The following is a 22,918-nucleotide window of genomic DNA, read 5'->3' on the forward strand; positions in this document are numbered from 1 at the left end:
CCGACGCACACTGGCGTCGGCTCTGGCAGGATGTTTCGTAATTAGATAGCCACCGGCGCTTTAATGCCCGGATGTGGATCGTATCCTTCAATCTCAAAGTCTTCGAAACGGTAGTCGAAGATGGATTCGGGTTTACGTTTGATAATCAACTTCGGCAGCGGACGCGGTTCGCGGCTTAATTGCAGATGAGTTTGATCCATATGGTTGCTGTACAGGTGCGTATCGCCACCGGTCCAGACAAAATCACCCACTTCCAGATCGCACTGCTGCGCCATCATATGCACCAGTAACGCGTAGCTGGCAATGTTAAACGGCAGGCCGAGGAAGACGTCACAGGAGCGCTGATAAAGCTGACAAGAGAGTTTGCCGTCTGCCACATAGAACTGGAAGAATGCATGGCACGGTGCCAGCGCCATTTTATCCAGTTCGCCTACGTTCCACGCTGAAACAATAATGCGGCGCGAATCCGGGTCGTTTTTCAGTTGGTTCAGTACCGTAGTGATCTGGTCAATATGACGACCATCTGGCGTTGGCCAGGCGCGCCACTGTTTACCATACACTGGCCCGAGGTCGCCGTTTTCATCGGCCCATTCGTCCCAGATGGTGACATTGTTTTCGTGTAGATAAGCAATGTTAGTGTCGCCCTGCAGAAACCACAGCAGTTCATGGATGATGGAACGCAGGTGGCAACGTTTAGTTGTCACCAGCGGGAATCCATCCTGCAGGTTAAAACGCATCTGATGACCAAAAATGGAAAGCGTTCCGGTTCCGGTACGGTCGTTTTTCTGTGTGCCTTCGTCGAGCACTTTTTGCATCAGTTCTAAATACTGTTTCATGGTTCCTCAGGAAACGTGTTGCTGTGGGCTGCGACGATATGCCCAGACCATCATGATCACACCCGCGACAATCATCGGGATGGAAAGAATTTGCCCCATGCTGATGTACTGCACCCAGGCACCGGTAAACTGCGCGTCGGGCTGGCGGAAAAACTCAACAATGATGCGAAACGCGCCGTAACCAATCAGGAACAAACCTGAGACAGCTCCCATTGGGCGCGGTTTACGAATGTACAGATTAAGGATGATAAACAGCACCACACCTTCCAGCAGCAGCTCGTAAAGCTGTGATGGGTGGCGCGGCAGCACACCGTAAGTGTCGAAAATGGATTGCCACTGCGGGTTGGTTTGCAGCAGCAAAATATCTTCTGTACGGGAGCCTGGGAACAGCATGGCAAACGGGAAGTTCGGGTCAACGCGGCCCCACAATTCACCGTTAATAAAGTTGCCCAGACGCCCGGCACCAAGACCAAACGGAATGAGTGGTGCGATAAAATCAGAAACCTGGAAGAAGGAACGTTTAGTACGGCGGGCGAAGATAATCATCACCACGATAACGCCAATCAGGCCGCCGTGGAAGGACATGCCGCCGTCCCAGACACGGAACAGATACAGCGGATCGGCCATAAACTGCGGGAAATTGTAGAACAGAACATAACCAATACGTCCCCCGAGGAAGACGCCGAGGAAGCCCGCATAGAGTAAGTTTTCAACTTCATTTTTGGTCCAGCCGCTGCCCGGACGATTCGCCCGACGTGTTGCCAGCCACATTGCAAAAATGAAACCCACCAGATACATCAGGCCGTACCAGTGAAGCGCCACGGGTCCTATTGAGAAAATGACCGGATCAAACTCCGGAAAATGCAGATAGCTACTGGTCATCTGTCACCACAAGTTCTTGTTATTTCGCTGAAAGAGAACAGCGATTGAAATGCGCGCCGCAGGTTTCAGGCGCTCCAAAGGTGCGAATAATAGCACAAGGGGACCTGGCTGGTTGCCGGATACCGTTAAAAGATATGTATATGATCCGCGCTATAACCCTCCGCGAATCAGCCCGCCCATGCCGCGACGCTCCATAAAGGCTGCAACCTGATGGCGAACTTCGGTCGCCAGTTGCGCTTCCAGACTACGCTGCGCAAGATTTTCTGCTTCGGCAAAATCAATGCGCCGCAGCAGGTATTTTACGCGCGCTACAGAACGTCCGTTCATAGACAGATGGCGATACCCAAGCCCAATGAGGATTGCCACGCACATGGGATCGCCCGCCATTTCACCGCACAAACGGAGATCGATTCCATGTATTTCCGCTTCCCGGGCGATCATCGCCAGAGCTCGTAACATTGCAGGATGAAGACTGTCATAAATGTTCGCCACCCGGGTATTGTTACGATCAACGGCCAGGATGTATTGAGTCAGATCGTTGGTGCCAACAGAGATAAAATCGACCCGCTTTGCCAGATGCGGCAGCATAAATACCATTGACGGTACTTCCAGCATGATGCCGATACGTGGTTTGGGAATTTCGTAACCGATCATCTCCTCGACTTCACGTCCGGCACGTTCAATCAGGCGGCGAGCTTCGTCAACTTCATCGAGGCTTGTGACCATCGGCAACAGAATATTCAGGTTGCCCGTAGCGGCGTTAGCACGCAGCATCGCCCGCACCTGGATCAAGAAGATCTCCGGCTGATCGAGCGTAATGCGAATCCCACGCCAACCCAGGCATGGATTCTCTTCGCTGATCGGCATGTAAGGCAGCTGCTTATCTGCTCCGACATCCAGCGTACGCAAGGTGACGAGTTTATCATTGAACATTTGCAGCATCCCCTGATACTGCGCCACCTGTTCTTCTTCCGACGGAAAACCACTTTGCAGCATGAATGGGATTTCAGTGCGATAAAGACCGATGCCATCAATACGGCTGCCCAGTTTTTCTTCATGTTCCGGGCTTAAACCAGCATTGAGCATGACTTTTATACGCTCACCGCTTTTTAACTGCGCGGGTAAATTGACGTCATCTTCCGCCAGACGGCTAAGCTCAATCTCTTCACTAATTAGCCGCTGATATTCTTGCAGCAGTACCGGCTCCGGATCGACCAGCAATTCACCGCGATAGCCATCAACGATCAGCGTCCTACGATGCAGCACCGAAGGCTGAATATCCGCGCCCATCACGGTAGGGATCCCCAGCGCACGTACCATGATCGCAGCATGGGAGTTGGCTGCGCCATCTCGCACGACAACACCGACTAAGCGATCCTGGGGCAGCTCAGCAAGAGTTGTCGCTGACAGTTCATCTGCCACCAGAATGAAACGTTCCGGCCAGGCGTTCGGCCCTTGATTAGCGTCATCAAGATGAAACAGCAATCGCTGACCCAGCGCACGTAAATCGCCAGCCCGCTCTTTGAGATAGTTATCGCTTAGCGCGGCAAACTGTTCGGCAAATTTTTCAATGACCGTTTTTACCGCCCACTCTGCCACCGAGCCTTTATCAACCTCGGCAAACAATTCGCGACGCAGCCGGGTGTCCGAAAGCAGGTGCGAGTAAAGATCGAAAATAGCCGCCGTTTCTTTTTGTGCACCGGCGGCAAAGCGTTTGCTGTAGCGGCGAAACTCGTTTGCCGCTTCTTCCAGCGCCCCGGTCAGTCGTTCGCGTTCCAGAGCCGGATCCAGCGTTGATGCCTGATACACCTGTTCCATTAAAGGTAACGTGGCATCCTGCCAGCCTTCGGCAATCGCCACACCAGGTGCTGCCGGTAATGCGCGGATTCGCGTCTGGCGATATTGCCCAAACAAGGCAGTCAACTGCGACTGAGAAAGAATAGCTGCCATCTGGGTGGCAAGCGTCACCAGGAAGGATTCTTCACTTTCGTCATACTGGCGCAACTCTCGTTGCTGTACCACCAGTACACCAAGCAACTGGCGACGTTGAATAATTGGTACGCCTAAAAACGCGCGGAAACGTTCTTCTTTTACGGAGGGAATGTATTTGAAGCTGGGGTGCTTTTGCGCATCTGCAAGGTTTATCGGTTCCGCCAGCCTGCCAACCAGGCCGACGATCCCTTCATCAAACGCAAGCGTTACAGTGCGACCGCGTGGTTTTTTCAGCCCCCGGGTCGCCATCAGGTAGTAACAACGTCGATCATGATCGGCCAGGTAGACCGAACAGACCTCGGTATCCATCGCAAGACAGATGTCGGTAACCAGAATATTTAACGCCTCATTCAGGCGTGGTGCGCTGGCTACCTTTTCGACTATTTCGCGCAGGCGAGTGAGCATAATTGGCGTGACTTAACCTCTTTTACGTCGATAAGCAGATGCGTTTTGTGGTTTTGGCGTATTTTCCTGCAGTGACATCACCACACTCGCGAACTCTTTCATTACCCTACGGTAGACATCACGTTTAAATGACACCACCTGTCTGACCGGATACCAGTAACTTACCCATCGCCAGCCGTCAAACTCTGGTGTACTGCTGGTTTGCATATTGATTTCTGCATCGCCGCTCACCAGCTGCAAGAGAAACCATTTTTGTTTTTGGCCGATACAAACCGGCTTCGTGTCCCAACGCACCAAACGTTTCGGTAATTTGTAGCGCAACCAGTTACGCGTTGAAGCAAGGATTCGAACGTCTTTGCGGCTTAATCCTACTTCTTCAAACAATTCACGGTACATCGCCTGCTCTGCGGATTCTCCGGGGTTAATTCCGCCTTGCGGAAATTGCCAGGAGTGCTGACCAAATCGCCGGGCCCACATTACCTGCCCCTGGCGATTACAAATCACGATACCTACGTTTGGGCGGTAGCCATCGTCATCAATCACCGGACTACCTCAATATAAAGCTTTATATACGAATGATTGTTTCATACTCCAGGAAGACGGTAAACCACTCTCTGCAGGGCATTACACACTAATAACAATTGAATAACTCACAGTTATGTGCAGAGTTATAAACAGAGGAAGGGGTGGATAGCCGTTTTTATTCACCTTTTCTGTGGATAGAGTTGTGAAGAACTACGGAATTACTACGGGAAAACCCGGAGCATTCTGAATAAGCCCGATATAGACATTTTAAAATATTCATTATCAGTCAATGCATTACATGTAATTTAAGTAATGAAAAAGAGTAATTCGTGACCCAGGTCACAACTCTCATTTACGGGTTGGCGAAAGATCAACCAATGCCGTATTTATCCACAGAATGTGCCACTAAGTTAAGCACTGAACCACTAAAAACTGGAGTTTCGTCGCACGTCAAGGCTGTAAATGGAAACAGTAGTGGAGGTTTTTCACAGTTATCCCAGCTTTCTGTGGATAACATGGTGTAAGATCCTGTTTATTTTCAGTGACCAGATTTGGAAAACCCGTTGCAGTGTTGCGCAACTCGATTACCGGCAACCTAAAAAGCAATATAAATCAGAGAATTGAACAACGCATGTGGAAAAAGTTACACTGCGAATATTCGGCACATAATTGCTGTTTGTTTTTTAACCAAGGTATCATGACATGTCCCAACCTCGCCCACTGCTCTCTCCTCCCGAAACTGAAGAACAGTTGTTAGCGCAAGCACAGCAACTTTCTGGTTATACATTGGGAGAACTGGCGGTACTTGCCGGGCTGGTTACGCCAGAGAATTTAAAACGCGATAAGGGCTGGATTGGCGTGTTACTGGAGATCTGGCTAGGTGCCAGCGCAGGGAGTAAACCTGAGCAAGATTTTGCTGCTCTGGGCGTGGAACTTAAAACTATCCCTGTGGATAGTCTTGGTCGTCCGCTGGAAACAACATTCGTTTGTGTTGCCCCGTTAACGGGCAATAGCGGGGTGACCTGGGAAACCAGCCACGTGCGCCACAAACTCAAACGCGTACTGTGGATACCGGTTGAAGGCGAGCGCAGCATCCCGCTGGCGCAGCGTCGCGTTGGATCACCGTTGCTGTGGAGCCCGAATGAAGAGGAAGACCGGCAGCTACGCGAAGACTGGGAAGAATTAATGGATATGATTGTTCTCGGTCAGGTTGAGCGGATTACCGCTCGTCACGGGGAGTATTTACAGATACGACCGAAAGCAGCGAATGCGAAAGCGCTTACCGAAGCCATTGGTGCCCGGGGCGAACGGATTCTGACGCTGCCGCGCGGCTTTTATTTGAAGAAAAATTTCACCAGTGCGCTGCTGGCCCGTCATTTTCTGATCCAGTAGCCATCGCTTTGACCTGCCGCTTTCCGGGCATATAATTACCGCTTCATTTTTTTGGCAGGGCTTTTTAGATGTTATTTGCATGGATAACCGATCCTAACGCCTGGCTTGCGCTCGGTACGCTGACGCTGCTGGAGATCGTTCTTGGGATCGACAATATTATTTTCCTTTCTCTGGTGGTGGCAAAGCTTCCCACAGCACAACGTGCTCATGCGCGCCGTCTGGGGTTGGCGGGAGCCATGGTTATGCGTCTGGCGCTGCTGGCATCAATCGCCTGGGTTACGCGCCTGACAAATCCGCTTTTTACAATATTCAGTCAGGAAATTTCTGCCCGTGACTTGATTCTGCTTCTGGGTGGCTTGTTCCTTATCTGGAAAGCCAGCAAGGAAATCCACGAATCCATTGAAGGTGAAGAAGAAGGGCTGAAAACACGCGTTTCATCATTCCTCGGCGCTATCGTGCAGATTATGCTGCTGGATATTATCTTCAGCCTCGACTCGGTGATTACCGCTGTGGGTCTGTCAGATCACCTGTTTATTATGATGGCCGCCGTGGTGATTGCCGTAGGCGTGATGATGTTCGCCGCGCGCTCGATTGGTGATTTTGTCGAGCGCCATCCTTCGGTAAAAATGCTGGCGCTCTCTTTCCTGATTCTGGTGGGCTTTACCCTGATTCTGGAAAGTTTCGACATCCACGTACCGAAAGGTTACATCTACTTCGCGATGTTCTTCTCTATTGCGGTTGAAAGCCTCAACCTGATTCGCAACAAAAAGAACCCGCTCTGATACTCCGTACGCTCTCCTGCGGGAGGGCGTACTCACTCCTGTTACCCTCACAGTTTAAGATTTTCCTGCTTTCAAGATATATAACGTCAGTTTATAAACAGACTATTATCATAGGTGGGCCAAATGAGGATAACCGGATGAAAAAATGGGCAGTAATAATTTCTGCAGTCGGACTGGCGTTTGCTGTTTCCGGGTGTTCCAGTGATTACGTCATGGCGACCAAAGATGGCCGTATGATTTTGACCGATGGAAAACCTGAAATTGATGATGATACCGGGCTGGTGAGTTATCACGATCAGCAAGGTAACGCGATGCAAATTAACCGTGATGATGTTTCGCAAATTATTGAACGTTAACAAATAAGGTCAGCATCCGGCTGGCCTTAAGATTTTTCTCTTTCCCTTTTCCCTTCCCTCTGCCATTTTTATATTCCTTATGTCGTGATTATAAAAAGGAAACGGCTATGCAATATCACCGTATACCCCACAGTTCGCTGGAAGTCAGCACGCTGGGGCTTGGCACGATGACGTTTGGTGAACAGAACAGCGAAGCCGACGCCCACGCACAACTCGACTATGCCGTCGCTCAGGGCATTAACCTTATCGACGTTGCCGAAATGTACCCAGTACCTCCGCGCCCCGAAACGCAAGGGTTAACCGAAACCTACGTCGGCAACTGGCTGGCGAAACATGGCAGCCGCGAAAAGTTAATTATCGCCTCCAAAGTGAGCGGACCGTCGCGCAATAATGACAAGGGCATCCGCCCGGATCAGGCGCTGGATCGGAAGAATATCCGCGAAGCGCTGCATGACAGCCTCAAGCGCCTACAGACTGATTACCTCGATCTTTATCAGGTGCACTGGCCACAGCGCCCAACCAACTGCTTCGGCAAACTCGGTTATAGCTGGACAGATTCTGCGCCTGCGGTTTCGCTGCTGGATACGCTGGACGCACTGGCAGAGTACCAACGCGCGGGAAAAATTCGTTATATCGGCGTGTCGAACGAAACTGCATTTGGCGTAATGCGCTACCTGCATCTGGCGGACAAACACGATCTGCCGCGTATTGTCACCATTCAGAACCCTTACAGTCTGTTAAACCGCAGTTTTGAAGTAGGTCTGGCAGAAGTCAGCCAGTATGAAGGGGTCGAACTGCTGGCCTATTCGTGCCTGGGTTTCGGCACGCTGACCGGGAAATATCTCAACGGTGCAAAACCCGCTGGCGCACGTAATACGCTCTTTAGTCGGTTCACCCGCTATAGCGGTGAGCAAACGCAAAAAGCCGTCGCGGCGTATGTTGATATCGCCAGACGTCATGGCCTGGATCCTGCTCAGATGGCGCTCGCTTTTGTACGCCGTCAACCGTTTGTTGCCAGCACTCTGCTGGGCGCAACCACGATGGAGCAGCTGAAAACTAACGTCGAAAGTTTGCATCTGGAGTTGAGCGAAGACGTATTAGCTGAAATTGAAGCGGTGCATCAGGTTTATACGTATCCTGCACCATAAGATTAACGCCGGTTAAAACCGGCGTTAAATATTAATGACGGCGCTGCCAGATCCACAGCGCCGTTATTGCCAGCGCAAATAGCGCACCGAAGCCAATGCCAATGGGCACGACTGGGATGCCTACCATTACCGCCAGCGAGTAAATGCCCAGCATCAACAACATGGCGCTGTTTTCGCCAAGGTTTTGTACTGCAATCGCATTCCCCGCCCCGACGCTTTTTTTACCCCGCTCCTGTAGCAACGCATTGAGCGGTACTACAAAAAAGCCCCCCAGCACGCCAATCAGCATCAATAAGGCATAGGCTGGCAACAGCTCGTGTTGCAGGGAGAAAATCAGTACCACCACGCCAATCAAAATCCCGGCTGGCATACAGCGTGACACGGTTTCCAGCGTAACCAGCTTCGCTGCCGCACCTGCGCCAACCACGATACCAATCGCTACCATCGCGTTGAGATAGGTCGGCGTAGCGTTATCGGTAATGCCCAGCGCCACCGGTACCCACAGCACCAACAGGAAACGCAGCGTTACACCCGCTCCCCAGAATAAACTGGTGCCCACCAGCGAAAAACGCGTTTCACCATTGCACCATAGCGAGGTGCAGGCATTCAGGAAACTGCGGGTCATGTTGATGAGATTCCAGGACTGCCCCGGACGCGCCGCCGCCAGTTTGGGAATGTAGATATTGGCAACGACCGCACCACCGTAGGCCAGTGCGCATGCGGCCAGGGCAACCAGGACATGCCAGTCAGCCAGTACACCACCGGCTACGGAACCGAGCAAAATCGCCGCTATGGTAGAAGCTTCCATTAAACCGTTAGCTTTCACTAACTTACTACCCGTGGTTAATTCGCCGAGAATACCGTATTTCGCCGGTGAATAGGCTGCAGCACCAACACCCACCAGCGTATAGCCGAGAAACGGATTGATACCAAAGCAGATACTGGCTGCGCCCAGCATCTTCAGGCCGTTGGCAAACATCATCACCCGGCCTTTGGCGAAGCTATCCGCCACCTGCCCGACAAACGGCGCAAAAAGAATGTAAGCACCTACAAACACCATTTGCAGGATGGGCTGGCTCCACTCTGGATAGAACTGCGCTTTCAGTAACGCCAGAGTGGCAAACAGTAGTGCATTATCGCCAAACGCAGAGAGAAACTGCGCCACGATAACCGCTTTCATCCCCTTCGACCACAACGAAGTGTTAGTGTGCACTGACTCACTCATCGTGTTGTTCCGCTTCGTCTACCCAGCTTTTCAACGTGACAAAGTCAGGTTTGCCGCTGCCAAGTAATGGCATCTGTTTCAGATAGCGAATATCACGCGGTACAGCAAGCTCCGGCACGCCGTGCTCGCGGGCATACTGTTGCAACTTATCGCGCGTCAGTTCGTTATCTGTGGTGAAAAGCACCAGTGCCTCGCCTTTGCTGGCATCGCTCTTAATCGCAGTGGCATGGACTTTATCTGGCGAAACACTAAGTGCCAGTTGTTCCACCATTTCCAGCGACACCATTTCGCCTGCAATTTTGGCAAAGCGTTTTGCGCGGCCCTGAATCTTCACAAAGCCCTGCTCGTCAAAACGCACGATATCGCCAGTGTCATACCAGCCGCGCTCCATTTCGCCGCGCACATTCTCGGCGGTGGGCACTTCCAGTACACCTGGCTTCTCCACCCGCAGATAGCCGTTCATTATGTTCGGCCCTTTCAGTTGCAGGCGTCCGCCCTCTTCGATACCAGGAACCGACAACAGGCGCGCATCCATTCCTGGTAGAATACGCCCTACCGTACCGGGTTTCGCCGCCATCGGTACGTTGATAGAAACGACAGGCGCGCACTCGGTTACACCATAGCCTTCAAGGATGCGCAGGCCAAATTTATCCTGCCAAAGCTGTTTGGTACTTTCTTGTAGTTTTTCTGCGCCTGCCACCACATAGCGTAGACGATAGAAGTCATACGGGTTGGCGAAACGCGCGTAGTGACCGAGGAAAGTCGAGGTGCCGAACAACACGGTGCAACTGCGGTCATACACCAACTCCGGCACAATGCGGTAATGCAGCGGGCTTGGATAAAGGAACACTTCTGCACCTGTGAGCAGTGGCGTAAACAGGCCTACCGTCAGCCCAAAGGAGTGAAACAGCGGCAACGCCGACATAAAGCGATCGTTGGTGGTGAAATCGGCAATCGTTTTAATCTGCTCGACATTCGCCAGAATGCTTTTATGGCTATGGACGACGCCTTTCGGATGGCCTTCAGAACCGGAGGTAAAAAGGATCAGCGCCTCTTCTTCCGGCTGCTGTTTTACCTGTGCCAGACGCGGCATCAGCAAATGAGCGAAGATCCACACTTTGTCGGCAGTGGTGACATCTGCTTTTAAATCTTCCAGATAGACCCAGCGCACCTGAGTAAGTTGCTCCGGCAGATGCCAGAGTTTGCCTTTATCGAGAAACTGGCGGGAAGTGAAGATGGTTTTGATTTCAGCTGCCGTAATGGCGCTGGTCAGCCCTTTTACCCCAGCGGTGTAGTTCATCATTGCGGGAATGCGGCGACGGGCGATGGCCCCAAAAATCACTGCCGCACTGATGCCTGCATTGGGCAGCATTAAGCCGATGCGTTCGCCTTCAACACTGTATTTTTCAAGGATGCGTCCAACAAACAGCGTTTTCGTAAGCAATTTGCGATAGGAGTCTGGGGTAAAGTTGACGTCTTCGACACATTTCTTCCCGGCTCCGAAGCGATACATTGCGCTCAGTAAAGATTCGTACAGCGTTTCACGCGGGCGCACCGCCATACGCGCTTCCATCATTATTTGATGCAGCATTTCGCCAGCGATTTTGCGACGGTCACGGGCACGCGGCGCATCCGGCATCGCCACCTGCGTTGGAGGCAAAATATGCAGAGTAATTTGCGGGAACAAGCGACGTTTAACCAGACCTTTCAGGCGGCTGAAGTGCGTAAGTTCTGCCCCTTCGATACGCACAGGAATAACCGTTGCACCAGACTTCGCCGCGACAAATCCCGCGCCATCGTAGATTTTCATCAGCGAGCCAGTGGTGGTGATTCGTCCTTCAGGGAAAATCACCACTGGTCGGCCCTGTTCCACCAGACGTACCAGATGTTTAATCGCCATAGGTTGCGTCGGGTCGAGAGGAACAAAGTCGATAAATGATTTCAGCCAACGCATATACCACTGTTGGCTTATTGAGGTGTAAACGGCAAACACTGGACGCACAGGTAAAAACAGTCCAAGCAAAATGCCATCAATAAAAGAGACGTGATTAGGCGTAATTAGAACGCGCTCGCCCTTCAGTGCCTGGGTGTCACCCGTAACGCGAACGCGATACAAAACACGGCACAAATTTCGAAAAAAGCTAAAAAGCATTCCAACTCCCTTTGCTCTGATTCAGTAAAAGCGAATGGAGGGAGATTACACGAGATAAAGAACGCGAGCGACAGTAAATTAGGTGCGAAAAAAAACCTGCGCATCCGCGCAGGTTGGTGCAAGAGACAGGGTACGAAGAGCGTACCGAATAATCTCACCAATCAATACCTCTGGGATCTTGATTGTGGTCTGCACGACGACTCTTCGCCAGCGAGAAAACGCAAAGGAATGAAGGGAAATGCAACGAGGTGTGTAAATTGTCGGTTACTGTTACAGATTGATGACCGGCAAAAAAAACCTGCGCATCTGCGCAGGCTGGTGTAATTCATGTGCTCAACCCGAAGTTGACTTCACCTATCAATACCTCTGGGATCACCACTTTAGCAACCTGAAGCCAAACGCCACCAGCGGTCAATCGCAACAGCGTTTCGCAAAGTGTAACCAAAGGTTTGCAATCTCTTTTTTTGTCTTACTTATTTGCGTTTGGCTCACATTCCCACGATGAAAACACGCCACCCCTTGAACCAACGGGCGTTTTCCGTAACACTGAAAGAATGTAAGCGTTTACCCACTAAGGTATTTTCATGGCGACCATAAAGGATGTAGCCCGACTGGCAGGCGTTTCAGTCGCCACCGTTTCCCGCGTCATTAATAATTCACCCAAAGCCAGCGAAGCGTCCCGGCTGGCTGTGCATAGTGCAATGGAGTCTCTTAGCTATCACCCGAACGCCAACGCCCGTGCGCTGGCGCAACAGACCACTGAAACGGTCGGTCTGGTCGTTGGTGATGTTTCCGATCCGTTTTTCGGTGCAATGGTGAAAGCGGTCGAACAGGTGGCTTATCACACCGGTAATTTCTTATTGATTGGCAACGGTTACCACAACGAACAAAAAGAGCGTCAGGCTATTGAGCAACTGATCCGCCATCGCTGTGCTGCGCTGGTTGTCCATGCCAAAATGATCCCGGATGCCGATTTAGCCTCATTAATGAAACAAATGCCCGGTATGGTGCTGATCAACCGTATCCTGCCTGGCTTTGAAAACCGTTGTATTGCTCTGGACGATCGTTACGGTGCCTGGCTGGCAACGCGTCATTTAATTCAGCAAGGTCATACCCGCATTGGTTATCTGTGCTCTAACCACTCTATTTCTGACGCCGAAGATCGTCTGCAAGGGTATTACGATGCCCTTGCTGAAAGTGGTATTGCGGCCAATGATCGGCTGGTGACATTTGGCGAACCAGACGAAAGCGGCGGCGAACAGGCAATGACCGAGCTTTTGGGACGAGGAAGAAATTTCACTGCGGTAGCCTGTTATAACGATTCAATGGCGGCGGGCGCGATGGGCGTTCTCAATGATAATGGTATTGATGTACCGGGTGAGATTTCGTTAATTGGCTTTGATGATGTGCTGGTGTCACGCTATGTGCGCCCGCGTCTGACCACCGTGCGTTACCCAATCGTGACGATGGCGACGCAGGCTGCCGAACTGGCTTTGGCGCTGGCGGATAATCGCCCTCTCCCGGAAATAACTAATGTCTTTAGTCCGACGCTGGTACGTCGCCATTCAGTGTCAACTCCGTCGCTGGAGGCAAGTCATCATGCAACCAGCGACTAACCGCAGTTAAAGCAATTCCAGCGCCAGTAATTCTTCAATGGTTTGGCGACGGCGAATCAACCGCGCCTGACCATTATCAAACAGAACTTCTGGTAACAGCGGACGGCTGTTGTAGTTGGATGACATTGACGCGCCATATGCCCCCGTATCATGCAGTACCAGATAATCACCTGCCTTCACTTCCGGCAAGGCGCGGGTTTCGACATTTCCCCCTTCCTGCTGGGTAAAGACATCGCCCGATTCACATAACGGCCCGGCGACGACGGTTTCCACCGTTGGTGCGTGTTCCAGAGAACGACCATCAGCTGCCAGGGCACTGATATGGTGGTAACTACCGTACATTGCCGGGCGCATCAGATCGTTAAACCCGGCATCAACCAGCACAAAGTGGCGGCTACCCATTTGTTTGACGCTCCGCACCTGAGTAATTAACACGCCAGACTGCGCTACCAGGAAGCGACCCGGTTCAATTTCCAGTTTCACAGGGTGGCCCAAATGGCGGGCGATTTGCTCACGCGCGGCATTCCACAGACCATAATAATGTTCGGTATCAACCGCCTCTTCCCCCTGTTGATAAGGAATAGAAAGCCCACCGCCCGCAGAAATAGCCTGTAAATCCTGACCGAATTCGAGGACCTGACGCACCATAGCACCACATACTTGCTCCAGATGGGCATAATCAACGCCAGAACCAATGTGCATGTGAATGCCGACCAGCTGCAGATGATGACGTTGTATCACGTCCAGTGCGGCGGGCAGATCGGTATACCAGATACCGTGCTTGCTGTTTTCGCCACCGGTATTGGTTTTTTGGCTATGTCCGTGACCAAACCCCGGATTAACGCGCAGCCATACCCGATGCCCTGGCGAAACCTGGCCCAGTTGGTCGAGCATATCAACAGAACCCGCATTCACCGGAATTTGCAATGCACTGACGCGTTCAAGCGTCGCCTGATCGATAACATCTGCCGTAAAAACAATATCATCGGGGTGCGTTTGCGGATTGTAACCCGCCGCCAACGCACGCTCTATTTCGCCTAACGAGACGGAATCCACTTTCACGCCCTGCTCACGCATTAAGCGCAAAATATGAATATTGGAACAGGCTTTCTGTGCGAAGCGCACCACATCAAACTGTTTCAGCGCTGCAATCTGCCGACGAATAATTTGCGCATCATAGACCCACACCGGGCAGCCAAATTCTGCGGGCAAACGCAGCAGATTTTCGGCGGTGAGATCGGTATCGGTGCTGAACAGTGAATGTGGCATAACAAACTCCAGATAAGTGCTTTTTTATGATTACGCCACATCATAAAAAGAATAAAAAATATCGATTTATGTCAAGTCTATGCAAAAATGATATGGATTACCGGATTGCGAGAGAGCGCTAATGGCCGCCGTTAACTTACGTCATATTGAGATTTTTCATGCGGTAATGACCGCCGGAAGCCTGACCGAGGCGGCACAACTGCTACACACCTCACAGCCAACCGTCAGCCGCGAACTGGCGCGCTTTGAGAAGGTTATCGGGCTGAAATTGTTTGAGCGCGTACGTGGACGATTACATCCTACTGTGCAAGGACTGCGTCTGTTTGAAGAAGTGCAACGATCCTGGTACGGACTGGATCGCATTGTCAGCGCCGCAGAAAGTCTGCGCGAGTTTCGTCAGGGAGAACTGTCTATTGCCTGCCTGCCGGTCTTTTCGCAATCTTTTTTACCGCAGCTCCTGCAACCCTTTCTGGCACGTTATCCCGATGTCAGCTTAAATATCGTGCCCCAGGAATCACCTCTACTTGAAGAGTGGCTCTCGGCCCAGCGTCATGATTTAGGACTCACTGAGACACTCCATACGCCTGCGGGAACAGAACGTACCGAATTACTCTCTTTAGATGAAGTGTGTGTGTTACCTCCGGGCCATCCGCTGGCGGTAAAAAAGGTATTAACGCCGGATGATTTTCACGGTGAAAACTACATCAGCCTTTCCCGTACTGACAGCTATCGCCAGTTGCTGGATCAATTGTTTACTGAGAATCAGGTTAAACGACGCATGATCGTAGAAACCCACAGCGCCGCGTCAGTCTGCGCAATGGTACGGGCGGGGGTAGGTGTTTCGGTGGTTAACCCGCTCACCGCACTGGATTATGCGGCAAGCGGTTTAGTGGTGCGGCGGTTCAGTATTGCGGTTCCGTTCACCGTCAGCCTGATCCGCCCCCTGCACCGCCCGTCATCAGCGCTGGTGCAGGCGTTTAGTGAGCATTTACAAGCGGGTTTACCGAAACTGGTCACTTCTCTTGACGCTATTTTGTCGTCAGCTACGACAGCATAAAAGCGACAGCATCCTCGGCATGGATCGCCGCAGTATCAAACACAGGCAAAACACTGCGCTCTTCTGGCATCAGTAAACCAATTTCTGTGCAGCCAAAAATGACGCCCTGTGCGCCCTGTTCTGCAAGGCGAGCAATCACTTGCGCATAATAAGCGCGTGACGCTTCGGTAAATTGCCCCAGACACAGTTCTTCAAAAATAATCTGATTAATTTTCGCCCGTTCATCCGCTTCAGGAATAAGACAATTGATGGAAAATTGTTCCGTCAGCCGCCCGCGATAAAAATCCTGTTCCATGGTGTAACGCGTACCCAGCAGCGCCACACGAGTCATTCCGGCCCCGGTAATTGCACGTCCGGTGGCATCCGCAATGTGTAAGAAAGGCAGAGAGCAACGAGACTCTATAGCATCCGCCACTTTGTGCATCGTATTGGTACATAACACAATACCTTCTGCGCCCGCCCGCTGTAAGCCAAGCGCCGCCTCAGCCAGAATGTCCCCGGTTTTATCCCATTCCCCGCGACGCTGGCACTCTTCTATTTCATGAAAATCGACGCTATGTAGCAGCACTTGCGCAGAGTGAAGCCCACCAAGCCGCTGTTTAATGCCTTCATTTATCAGACGATAGTAAGGAATAGTGGATTCCCAGCTCATTCCTCCCAGCAAACCAATTGTTTTCATTCCTCTCTCCTGATGTGTGTTACCGCAACAAGGCTGAATAAGGAACGAGACAAACGCCTCAACGGCCAGGTGCCCAATCTCTATTAACGAAAAAAGGGCCGGATGTACAGCACATCCGGCCCGTGAAATCAGACGCCGATATTTCTCAACTTCTCGCCTGCCATCAGTTTGCGTTCGATATGTTCCAGGGTGACATTTTTGGTTTCCGGAATGAGCCAGAAAGTGATGCCCACAAACGCAATGTTCAGCGCAGTGTAGAGCCAGAACGTACCGGCAGCGCCAATGCTGTCGAGCAGCGTCAGGAAGGTCGCGCCGATAATCATATTCGACACCCAGTTCGTGGTGGTCGAACAGGTAATACCGAAATCGCGGCATTTCAGCGGCTGAATTTCAGAGCACAGGATCCACACCACTGGCGCGGCGCTCATCGCATAACCGGCAATACACATCATCGTCATGCCAACAGAGAGCCAGGACAAGCCACTGGAAGCCGTACCGTTATCAAACTGCATCAGGCAGTAACCCAGCACCAGAGTGCCTAACGCCATCACGCTGAAACCAATTTTCAGAGCCGGCTTACGCCCGGCTTTATCTACCGTAAACACCGCAATAAAAGTAGCGAACATAAAGGTCAGCCCCACGACCAGAGTCGCAATCATCTGTTGTTCTGTGGTCGTAAAGCCCGCCATTTTGAAGATACGCGGCGCGTAGTACATGATGATGTTCATACCGGTAAACTGCTGCATCGCCTGCAACAACATACCGAGAAACACAGCACGACGGACGTTACGGTTGATCTTAAACAGTGCCCAACCGCCCTGTTTTAACTTCAGGCTTTCACGAATTTCGTTGAGTTCTTCTCGCGCTTTTTCCGACGTATCGCGCAGCATACGCAACACTTCTTCCGCCTCAATATGACGCCCCTTTTCCGCCAGCCAGCGCGGGCTATTTGGCAGGAAGACCACCAGAATAATCAGCAGGACTGCTGGTAAAGCAAGAACCCCCAACATTGCGCGCCAGTTACCGCTATAACTGAACGCTGTATCGGATAAAAACGCCAGCACGATGCCGAGTGTGACCATCAACTGGTACATACTGATCATCTTACCGCGAACGTTTTCACTTGCCATTTCAGAAAGATACAGAGGAGCGGTGTAAGACGCGATCCCGACAGCAATGCCCAGCACCACACGAGCGGCGATTAACATCTCTACGCTGGTCGCAAAAGCGGACCCTATCGAGCCGAGCACAAACAGGATGGCCCCCGCCATCAGGCTGTATTTACGCCCCAGGCGGAACGACAGCCAACCATTAAACAGCGCACCAATTGCTGCGCCGAGCATCATGCTACTAACCACCCATTCCTGCAAACGACTGGTCAGCACAAAGTGATCGGTAATGAACGGCAACGCTCCGGCGATTACGCCGATATCAAGACCAAATAACAATCCTGCGACCGCAGCAGCTACCGAAACAAACATATTCATACGCCGCGTATCACGCAAAGAACGTGGCGTTAAAGCAGATTCCGTATTGATAGTAACCATTTTTTCCTGCCAGCAGAGAGTAAGACATAGTGAAAAAATACGTGAACAATTCACACAGGTGTCAGGTCGGAAACAGCATAAATATGGATTAAATTGCTGCGACATGTCGTTATGTGATGGATATTCCAATTTTCAATTTAAGTTGAATTATTGAGATTATTATTAACCACCTAATTTTAAAGCAGATAAAATTCATAAAGTTCATTAATTGATAATTGATATGGATTATTTCATAACCATGATATGGATTATGATGATCTACAGGTATAAAAAACCCTGCCATGCGGCAGGGTCATAAAAGTAAGAAGAATGAATTAACGCGCCAGCCAACCGCCATCCACGGCAATGGTATAACCATTCACATAATCTGAAGCGCTGGAGGCAAGGAACACTACCGGCCCCATCAGGTCACTCGGCAGTCCCCAACGGCCAGCTGGAATGCGGTCGAGAATTTCCGCGCTACGTTGTTCATCTGCCCGTAGTTGTTGAGTATTATTGGTCGCCATGTAACCCGGAGCTATCGCATTAACATTAATGTTGTGTTTAGCCCATTCGTTTGCCATCAATCGCGTCACGCCCATCACACCGCTTTTTGATGCGGTATAAGAAGGCACACGGATCCCGCCCTGGAAGGAGAGCATTGACGCGATATTGATAATCTTGCCGCCATTGCCTTGCGCGATAAAGTGTTTCGCCGCTGCCTGAGACATGAAGAATACGCTCTTGATATTCAGGTTCATGACATCGTCCCAGTCTTTTTCGCTGAACTCGAGAGCATCTTCGCGGCGAATCAATCCGGCGTTATTCACCAGGATATCAATATGACCAAACTCCGCTACCGCGCGATCCAGCAGTGATGGAATGCCATCGATCTTTCGCAGATCGGCGGTCAGGCTTAAAAAACGACGCCCCAGCGCCGTGACCTGCTTGATGGTTTCAGTCGGTTCAACGATGTTAATGCCAACAATGTCACAGCCCGCTTGCGCCAGCCCCAACGCCATCCCCTGGCCCAGTCCAGTATCACAACCAGTGACGACCGCAACTTTACCTTCGAGAGAAAATGCACTTAAAATCATAACAATACCTTATTCGTTTATGCCCACAACTAGCGCAAATCTTTAACGGCCACATGGTCCATATCATCAAAGACCTGGTTTTCACCGACCATGCCCCAGATAAAGGTATAAGCTTTGGTTCCGACGCCGGAATGGATCGACCAGCTCGGGGAGATCACCGCCTGCTCGTTATGCATCACAATGTGACGCGTTTCTTGCGGCTGCCCCATCATGTGGAAAACGCAGGCGTCATCATCCATATTGAAATAGAAATAAACTTCCATCCGGCGCTCGTGAGTGTGACACGGCATGGTGTTCCACAAGTTACCTGGAGCCAGCTCCGTCAGCCCCATACTCAATTGGCAGGTTTCCAGCACATCCGGGACAAAATATTTGTTAATTGTGCGACGGTTACTGGTGAGGTTATCGCCTAACGTGACTGGAGATACTTCGTCCGGTGTGACTTTTTTGGTGGGATACGTCGTATGCGCGGGTGCGCAATTGTAATAAAACTTTGCCGGAGTGGCGGTATCAATACTGGCAAAGACAACTTCTTTTGCACCTTTACCAACATACAGGGCGTCGCGGTGACCGATTTCATAGCATTGACCATCGACAGTAATCGTACCGGCACCGCCAATATTGATAACACCTAACTCGCGACGTTCAAGGAAATAGCTTACGCCGAGTTGTTTACCAACTTCCCCGCCAACGGAAACCGTTTTAGTTACCGGCATAATGCCGCCAACAATAATTCGGTCAATGTGGCTGTAAACCATGGTGTACTCATCGGCGACAAATACCTTTTCAACCAAAAATTCATTGCGCAGCCCCTGGGTATCCAGCGTTTTTGCGTGCGCACTGTGGATGCTCTGTCTTACGTCCACATCAACCTCCGATAATCAGTGAAGCGTGAAAATAGAAAACGATAGTGAAACACTGTTTCGTTTTCTCTATAAAGGGATGATATGCCCATGGGATAGGGTTTTCAATTAAAAATAAAACAATGTTTCATTTTTAAGTTAAGGATTAAAAAAAGTGCAGTGTCGATCACGAATATGTCATGAGAATGGAAAAATGAGGGAGCCCAGAAAATGTATGTCGACTTGCCAGCCATCATTATTCAACAGATTAATGACGGCAGATATTTATCGGTAAGGAGGAAATGCAGAGCTACTCGTCACGTTCAATGGTCAATGCCACGCCCTGGCCCCCGCCGATACAAAGCGTTGCCAGCCCTTTGCGGGCATTACGTTTCACCATTTCATGAACCAGAGAAACCAGGATTCGGCAACCGGAAGCGCCTATCGGGTGACCGAGTGCGATCGCGCCACCATTGACATTGACCCGACGCTCATCCCATTCAAGCATCTTGCCAACCGAAAGCGCCTGTGCAGCAAACGCTTCATTAGCCTCGATAAGATCGACATCAGCCAACTGCCAGCCCACACGCTCCAGGCAACGGCGGGTCGCATACACCGGCGCAATTCCCATCAATGCTGGATCTACACCAACGCTGGCAAATGCGCGGATGTGGGCCAGCACGGGTAAATTCAACGCTCGTGCTTTGGCTTCGCTCATCATCATTACCGCAGCTGCGCCATCGTTTATGGATGATGCATTACCCGCTGTCACAGAACCGAGACTATCAAATGAAGGATTTAAACGGGCTAAGCCTTCTGCACTGGCGTCAGTGCGTGGCTGTTCATCGGTATCAATAACCAACGTCTGACCATTACTTTGGGTCATTACCGGGACGATCTCATCTTTAAATCGCCCGGCGTCAATCGCCGCTCGCGCTTTTTGTTGCGAGCTAAGTGCGTAAGCATCCTGCAACTGACGGCTGATGCCATATTCGCGAGCCAGATTTTCGGCGGTGACACCAATATGATAATCATTGAAGGCATCCCACAACCCATCGTGCACCAGACTGTCAACCAACTGGCTATTGCCAAGCTGTGCACCGGTGCGGCTATCAGTCAGAACATGTGGTGCGCGGCTCATGTTTTCCTGGCCACCGGCGATGACAATATCAGCCTCGCCACACTGTATCGCCTGAGTAGCCAGATGCAGTGCCTTAAGCCCGGAACCGCAAACGTCATTAATCGTGATTGCAGAAACGCTATTAGGAAGACCACCTTTAATAGCCGATTGCCTTGCCGGATTCTGCCCTGCCCCTGCAGTCAACACCTGGCCAAGAATCACTTCATCCACCGCATATGCAGGCACGCCGGTACGTTCTATTAACGCTTTCACGACCAGGCTACCAAGTTCCACGGCGGAATGACCCGCTAACGCACCACGAAAGCAGCCGATAGGTGTCCGTAACGCCCCGACAATCACAACGTCTTTCATCACAACCTCGCACAAATTAACAGTGCAATAGTAAATGATTGTTAATTACAGTTATCTTAATTGTTTAAAAAAAGTGATTTTTATCACAAAGGAAATATGCCTGAGTAGCAGTCAGAGACATAACTGGCACGTAAGGTTTGCAACCACTAACCCACCAATAGAGAGGTAGATAGGGCGTTAATCTCCCATACTTAACCTGGTTTATGGTAAATTGCCCTCCATTTTGTTTAATTTGTAGATGATACGTTCAGATAATGTCTAATATTTGGTCAAAAGAAGAAACTCTGTGGAGTTTCGCGCTCTACGGCACAGCCGTTGGTGCAGGCACGCTCTTCCTTCCTATTCAGTTAGGTTCGGCAGGGGCAGTGGTCCTGTTTATTACTGCTCTGGTCGCCTGGCCTTTAACATATTGGCCACATAAAGCCTTATGCCAGTTCATCCTCTCATCGAAAACATCAGCAGGTGAAGGGATAACGGGCGCAGTAACACACTACTATGGCAAGAAGATTGGTAATCTGATTACCACGCTGTACTTCATCGCCTTTTTTGTCGTCGTGTTGATATACGCAGTGGCAATTACCAACTCACTTACAGAACAGCTGGCAAAGCATATGGTGATTGATCTTCGCATCCGTATGTTGGTGAGTCTGGGTGTTGTATTAATCCTGAATCTCATTTTTCTGATGGGACGTCATGCCACTATTCGGGTAATGGGATTTTTGGTATTCCCATTGATTGCCTATTTCTTATTTCTTTCCATTTACCTTGTCGGTAGTTGGCAACCTGATCTATTAACAACCCAGGTAGAGTTCAATCAGAATACCCTTCACCAGATATGGATATCGATTCCCGTGATGGTTTTCGCCTTTAGCCATACGCCCATTATTTCTACGTTTGCCATAGACAGACGTGAAAAATATGGCGAACACGCTATGGATAAATGCAAAAAAATTATGAAAGTCGCTTATCTCATCATCTGCATAAGTGTACTGTTCTTTGTCTTTAGCTGCCTGCTTTCTATTCCACCTTCGTATATTGAAGCGGCTAAAGAAGAAGGGGTTACCATTTTATCGGCGCTTTCTATGCTGCCGAATGCCCCAGCATGGTTGTCAATTTCCGGGATTATTGTCGCAGTAGTTGCCATGTCGAAATCATTCCTGGGTACGTACTTTGGCGTTATTGAAGGTGCCACAGAGGTCGTCAAAACAACACTACAGCAGGTTGGTATAAAGAAAAGTCGTGCATTTAACCGCGCACTATCAATTATGTTGGTATCGCTGATTACCTTCATTGTTTGTTGCATTAACCCGAACGCGATTTCGATGATTTATGCGATCAGCGGCCCGCTCATTGCCATGATACTTTTCATCATGCCTACGCTATCAACATATCTCATCCCGGCGCTTAAACCCTGGCGTTCCATCGGAAATCTGATTACGCTGATCGTGGGTATCCTGTGCGTATCGGTAATGTTCTTTAGCTAATATCCATTGTGAATGGTTCAAAATTGCTACAATTTTGAACCATTCCATTTTTCATAATGTTCATTTGTTATTATTCCGCCCTATCACTTCTCTCGTCATATCCTAGAATTATCAGTTAGTTAAACACACAAAGAGATCTGAACATCTTAAATAAGACTATT

20 protein-coding genes are annotated in these 22,918 nt (G+C 50.5%); 7 read left to right on the forward strand and 13 right to left on the reverse strand.

All coding sequences use genetic code 11. The annotated features are described in order from the left end of the window. Positions 1 to 41: 41 nt before the first annotated feature. The 5 genes from thyA to ygdT form a co-directional block, all read right to left on the reverse strand. Complete coding sequence (gene thyA, locus HUZ68_RS17955) at positions 42 to 836, reverse strand: thymidylate synthase (RefSeq protein ID WP_000816232.1); 795 nt, start codon at positions 834 to 836, stop codon at positions 42 to 44. Between the two features lie 6 nt (positions 837 to 842). Beyond that, a complete protein-coding gene (gene lgt / locus HUZ68_RS17960; RefSeq protein WP_000204658.1) occupies positions 843 to 1,718 on the reverse strand; it encodes a prolipoprotein diacylglyceryl transferase in 876 nt (291 codons plus the stop codon). 150 nt (positions 1,719 to 1,868) lie between these two features. Continuing rightward, a complete protein-coding gene (ptsP, locus tag HUZ68_RS17965; RefSeq protein WP_097470189.1) occupies positions 1,869 to 4,115 on the reverse strand; it encodes a phosphoenolpyruvate--protein phosphotransferase in 2,247 nt (748 codons plus the stop codon). A gap of 12 nt (positions 4,116 to 4,127) precedes the next feature. Then, positions 4,128 to 4,658, reverse strand: coding sequence for an RNA pyrophosphohydrolase (gene rppH, locus HUZ68_RS17970; RefSeq protein WP_000564489.1), 531 nt, complete (start codon positions 4,656 to 4,658; stop codon positions 4,128 to 4,130). A 352-nt stretch (positions 4,659 to 5,010) separates the two neighbouring features. After that, positions 5,011 to 5,157 carry a protein YgdT gene (ygdT, locus tag HUZ68_RS24970; protein ID WP_000953278.1) on the reverse strand — a complete coding sequence of 49 codons (147 nt, stop codon included), beginning with the start codon at positions 5,155 to 5,157 and terminating at the stop codon, positions 5,011 to 5,013. 185 nt (positions 5,158 to 5,342) lie between these two features. On the opposite strand from ygdT, the gene mutH reads away from it, so the two are divergent. From mutH to HUZ68_RS17990, 4 genes are all read left to right on the forward strand, one after another. Next, a complete protein-coding gene (mutH, locus tag HUZ68_RS17975) occupies positions 5,343 to 6,032 on the forward strand; it encodes a DNA mismatch repair endonuclease MutH (RefSeq protein ID WP_239593947.1) in 690 nt (229 codons plus the stop codon). Between the two features lie 68 nt (positions 6,033 to 6,100). Beyond that, on the forward strand, positions 6,101 to 6,814 hold the full coding sequence (locus tag HUZ68_RS17980; protein ID WP_000895624.1) for a TerC family protein: 714 nt from the start codon (positions 6,101 to 6,103) through the stop codon (positions 6,812 to 6,814). A 137-nt stretch (positions 6,815 to 6,951) separates the two neighbouring features. Next, positions 6,952 to 7,170, forward strand: a complete 219-nt coding sequence (gene ygdR / locus HUZ68_RS17985) for a lipoprotein YgdR (protein ID WP_000758655.1) — start codon at positions 6,952 to 6,954, stop codon at positions 7,168 to 7,170. 107 nt (positions 7,171 to 7,277) lie between these two features. Next, positions 7,278 to 8,318 carry an NADP(H)-dependent aldo-keto reductase gene (locus HUZ68_RS17990; protein ID WP_001199299.1) on the forward strand — a complete coding sequence of 347 codons (1,041 nt, stop codon included), beginning with the start codon at positions 7,278 to 7,280 and terminating at the stop codon, positions 8,316 to 8,318. Between the two features lie 31 nt (positions 8,319 to 8,349). Here HUZ68_RS17990 and lplT read toward each other — a convergent pair whose 3' ends face one another. Together lplT and aas are read right to left on the reverse strand one after the other, a co-directional pair. Further along, complete coding sequence (gene lplT, locus HUZ68_RS17995) at positions 8,350 to 9,543, reverse strand: lysophospholipid transporter LplT (RefSeq protein ID WP_239593948.1); 1,194 nt, start codon at positions 9,541 to 9,543, stop codon at positions 8,350 to 8,352. Continuing rightward, positions 9,536 to 11,695 carry a bifunctional acyl-ACP--phospholipid O-acyltransferase/long-chain-fatty-acid--ACP ligase gene (aas, locus tag HUZ68_RS18000; RefSeq protein ID WP_239593949.1) on the reverse strand — a complete coding sequence of 720 codons (2,160 nt, stop codon included), beginning with the start codon at positions 11,693 to 11,695 and terminating at the stop codon, positions 9,536 to 9,538. Before aas ends, lplT begins: the two co-directional genes overlap by 8 nt. Positions 11,696 to 12,279: 584 nt before the next feature. Here aas and galR point away from each other — a divergent pair. Next, positions 12,280 to 13,311, forward strand: a complete 1,032-nt coding sequence (gene galR, locus HUZ68_RS18005; protein WP_000201063.1) for an HTH-type transcriptional regulator GalR — start codon at positions 12,280 to 12,282, stop codon at positions 13,309 to 13,311. A 6-nt stretch (positions 13,312 to 13,317) separates the two neighbouring features. On the opposite strand, the gene lysA is transcribed toward galR, so the two are convergent. Next, a complete protein-coding gene (gene lysA / locus HUZ68_RS18010; protein ID WP_239593950.1) occupies positions 13,318 to 14,580 on the reverse strand; it encodes a diaminopimelate decarboxylase in 1,263 nt (420 codons plus the stop codon). A gap of 121 nt (positions 14,581 to 14,701) precedes the next feature. Here lysA and lysR point away from each other — a divergent pair, with 121 nt between their 5' ends. Continuing rightward, positions 14,702 to 15,637, forward strand: a complete 936-nt coding sequence (gene lysR / locus HUZ68_RS18015; RefSeq protein ID WP_225393149.1) for a DNA-binding transcriptional regulator LysR — start codon at positions 14,702 to 14,704, stop codon at positions 15,635 to 15,637. On the opposite strand, the gene ygeA is transcribed toward lysR, so the two are convergent. The 5 genes from ygeA to HUZ68_RS18040 all read right to left on the reverse strand — a co-directional run bounded on the left by ygeA (position 15,624) and on the right by HUZ68_RS18040 (position 21,273). After that, complete coding sequence (gene ygeA, locus HUZ68_RS18020; RefSeq protein WP_053292012.1) at positions 15,624 to 16,316, reverse strand: amino acid racemase; 693 nt, start codon at positions 16,314 to 16,316, stop codon at positions 15,624 to 15,626. The two genes, lysR and ygeA, sit on opposite strands and share 14 nt — an antisense overlap. 128 nt (positions 16,317 to 16,444) lie before the next feature. Beyond that, positions 16,445 to 17,863, reverse strand: a complete 1,419-nt coding sequence (gene araE, locus HUZ68_RS18025) for an arabinose-proton symporter AraE (protein ID WP_000256438.1) — start codon at positions 17,861 to 17,863, stop codon at positions 16,445 to 16,447. Positions 17,864 to 18,177: 314 nt separating this feature from the next. Next, positions 18,178 to 18,939: a 2-dehydro-3-deoxy-D-gluconate 5-dehydrogenase KduD gene (kduD, locus tag HUZ68_RS18030; protein ID WP_000603527.1), complete on the reverse strand. Its 762-nt coding sequence runs from the start codon at positions 18,937 to 18,939 to the stop codon at positions 18,178 to 18,180. 29 nt (positions 18,940 to 18,968) lie between these two features. After that, the gene (gene kduI / locus HUZ68_RS18035; protein WP_000383248.1) at positions 18,969 to 19,805 is read right to left on the reverse strand and encodes a 5-dehydro-4-deoxy-D-glucuronate isomerase; all 837 of its coding nucleotides are present in this window, start codon (positions 19,803 to 19,805) and stop codon (positions 18,969 to 18,971) included. A 286-nt stretch (positions 19,806 to 20,091) separates the two neighbouring features. Beyond that, a complete protein-coding gene (locus HUZ68_RS18040) occupies positions 20,092 to 21,273 on the reverse strand; it encodes an acetyl-CoA C-acetyltransferase (protein ID WP_033814773.1) in 1,182 nt (393 codons plus the stop codon). Between the two features lie 254 nt (positions 21,274 to 21,527). On the opposite strand from HUZ68_RS18040, the gene HUZ68_RS18045 reads away from it, so the two are divergent. Continuing rightward, complete coding sequence (locus tag HUZ68_RS18045; protein ID WP_000065946.1) at positions 21,528 to 22,757, forward strand: amino acid permease; 1,230 nt, start codon at positions 21,528 to 21,530, stop codon at positions 22,755 to 22,757. The last annotated feature ends 161 nt before the right edge of the window (positions 22,758 to 22,918 follow it).

This window comes from Shigella dysenteriae (assembly GCF_022354085.1).
Lineage (GTDB): Bacteria > Pseudomonadota > Gammaproteobacteria > Enterobacterales > Enterobacteriaceae > Escherichia > Escherichia coli.

Bases quoted from the DNA above. Each gene is read 5' to 3' on its own strand.
- ygdR (WP_000758655.1), top strand. From the start codon at position 6,952: ATGAAAAAATGGGCAGTAATAATTTCTGCAGTCGGACTGGCGTTTGCT.
- ygdT (WP_000953278.1), bottom strand. From the start codon at position 5,157: ATGTTATCCACAGAAAGCTGGGATAACTGTGAAAAACCTCCACTACTG.
- HUZ68_RS18040 (WP_033814773.1), bottom strand. From the start codon at position 21,273: ATGAAAGACGTTGTGATTGTCGGGGCGTTACGGACACCTATCGGCTGC.
- lysR (WP_225393149.1), top strand. From the start codon at position 14,702: ATGGCCGCCGTTAACTTACGTCATATTGAGATTTTTCATGCGGTAATG.
- lysA (WP_239593950.1), bottom strand. From the start codon at position 14,580: ATGCCACATTCACTGTTCAGCACCGATACCGATCTCACCGCCGAAAAT.
- HUZ68_RS17980 (WP_000895624.1), top strand. From the start codon at position 6,101: ATGTTATTTGCATGGATAACCGATCCTAACGCCTGGCTTGCGCTCGGT.
- kduD (WP_000603527.1), bottom strand. From the start codon at position 18,939: ATGATTTTAAGTGCATTTTCTCTCGAAGGTAAAGTTGCGGTCGTCACT.
- lgt (WP_000204658.1), bottom strand. From the start codon at position 1,718: ATGACCAGTAGCTATCTGCATTTTCCGGAGTTTGATCCGGTCATTTTC.
- galR (WP_000201063.1), top strand. From the start codon at position 12,280: ATGGCGACCATAAAGGATGTAGCCCGACTGGCAGGCGTTTCAGTCGCC.
- lplT (WP_239593948.1), bottom strand. From the start codon at position 9,543: ATGAGTGAGTCAGTGCACACTAACACTTCGTTGTGGTCGAAGGGGATG.
- aas (WP_239593949.1), bottom strand. From the start codon at position 11,695: ATGCTTTTTAGCTTTTTTCGAAATTTGTGCCGTGTTTTGTATCGCGTT.
- HUZ68_RS17990 (WP_001199299.1), top strand. From the start codon at position 7,278: ATGCAATATCACCGTATACCCCACAGTTCGCTGGAAGTCAGCACGCTG.
- mutH (WP_239593947.1), top strand. From the start codon at position 5,343: ATGTCCCAACCTCGCCCACTGCTCTCTCCTCCCGAAACTGAAGAACAG.
- araE (WP_000256438.1), bottom strand. From the start codon at position 17,863: ATGGTTACTATCAATACGGAATCTGCTTTAACGCCACGTTCTTTGCGT.
- ygeA (WP_053292012.1), bottom strand. From the start codon at position 16,316: ATGAAAACAATTGGTTTGCTGGGAGGAATGAGCTGGGAATCCACTATT.
- HUZ68_RS18045 (WP_000065946.1), top strand. From the start codon at position 21,528: ATGTCTAATATTTGGTCAAAAGAAGAAACTCTGTGGAGTTTCGCGCTC.
- ptsP (WP_097470189.1), bottom strand. From the start codon at position 4,115: ATGCTCACTCGCCTGCGCGAAATAGTCGAAAAGGTAGCCAGCGCACCA.
- thyA (WP_000816232.1), bottom strand. From the start codon at position 836: ATGAAACAGTATTTAGAACTGATGCAAAAAGTGCTCGACGAAGGCACA.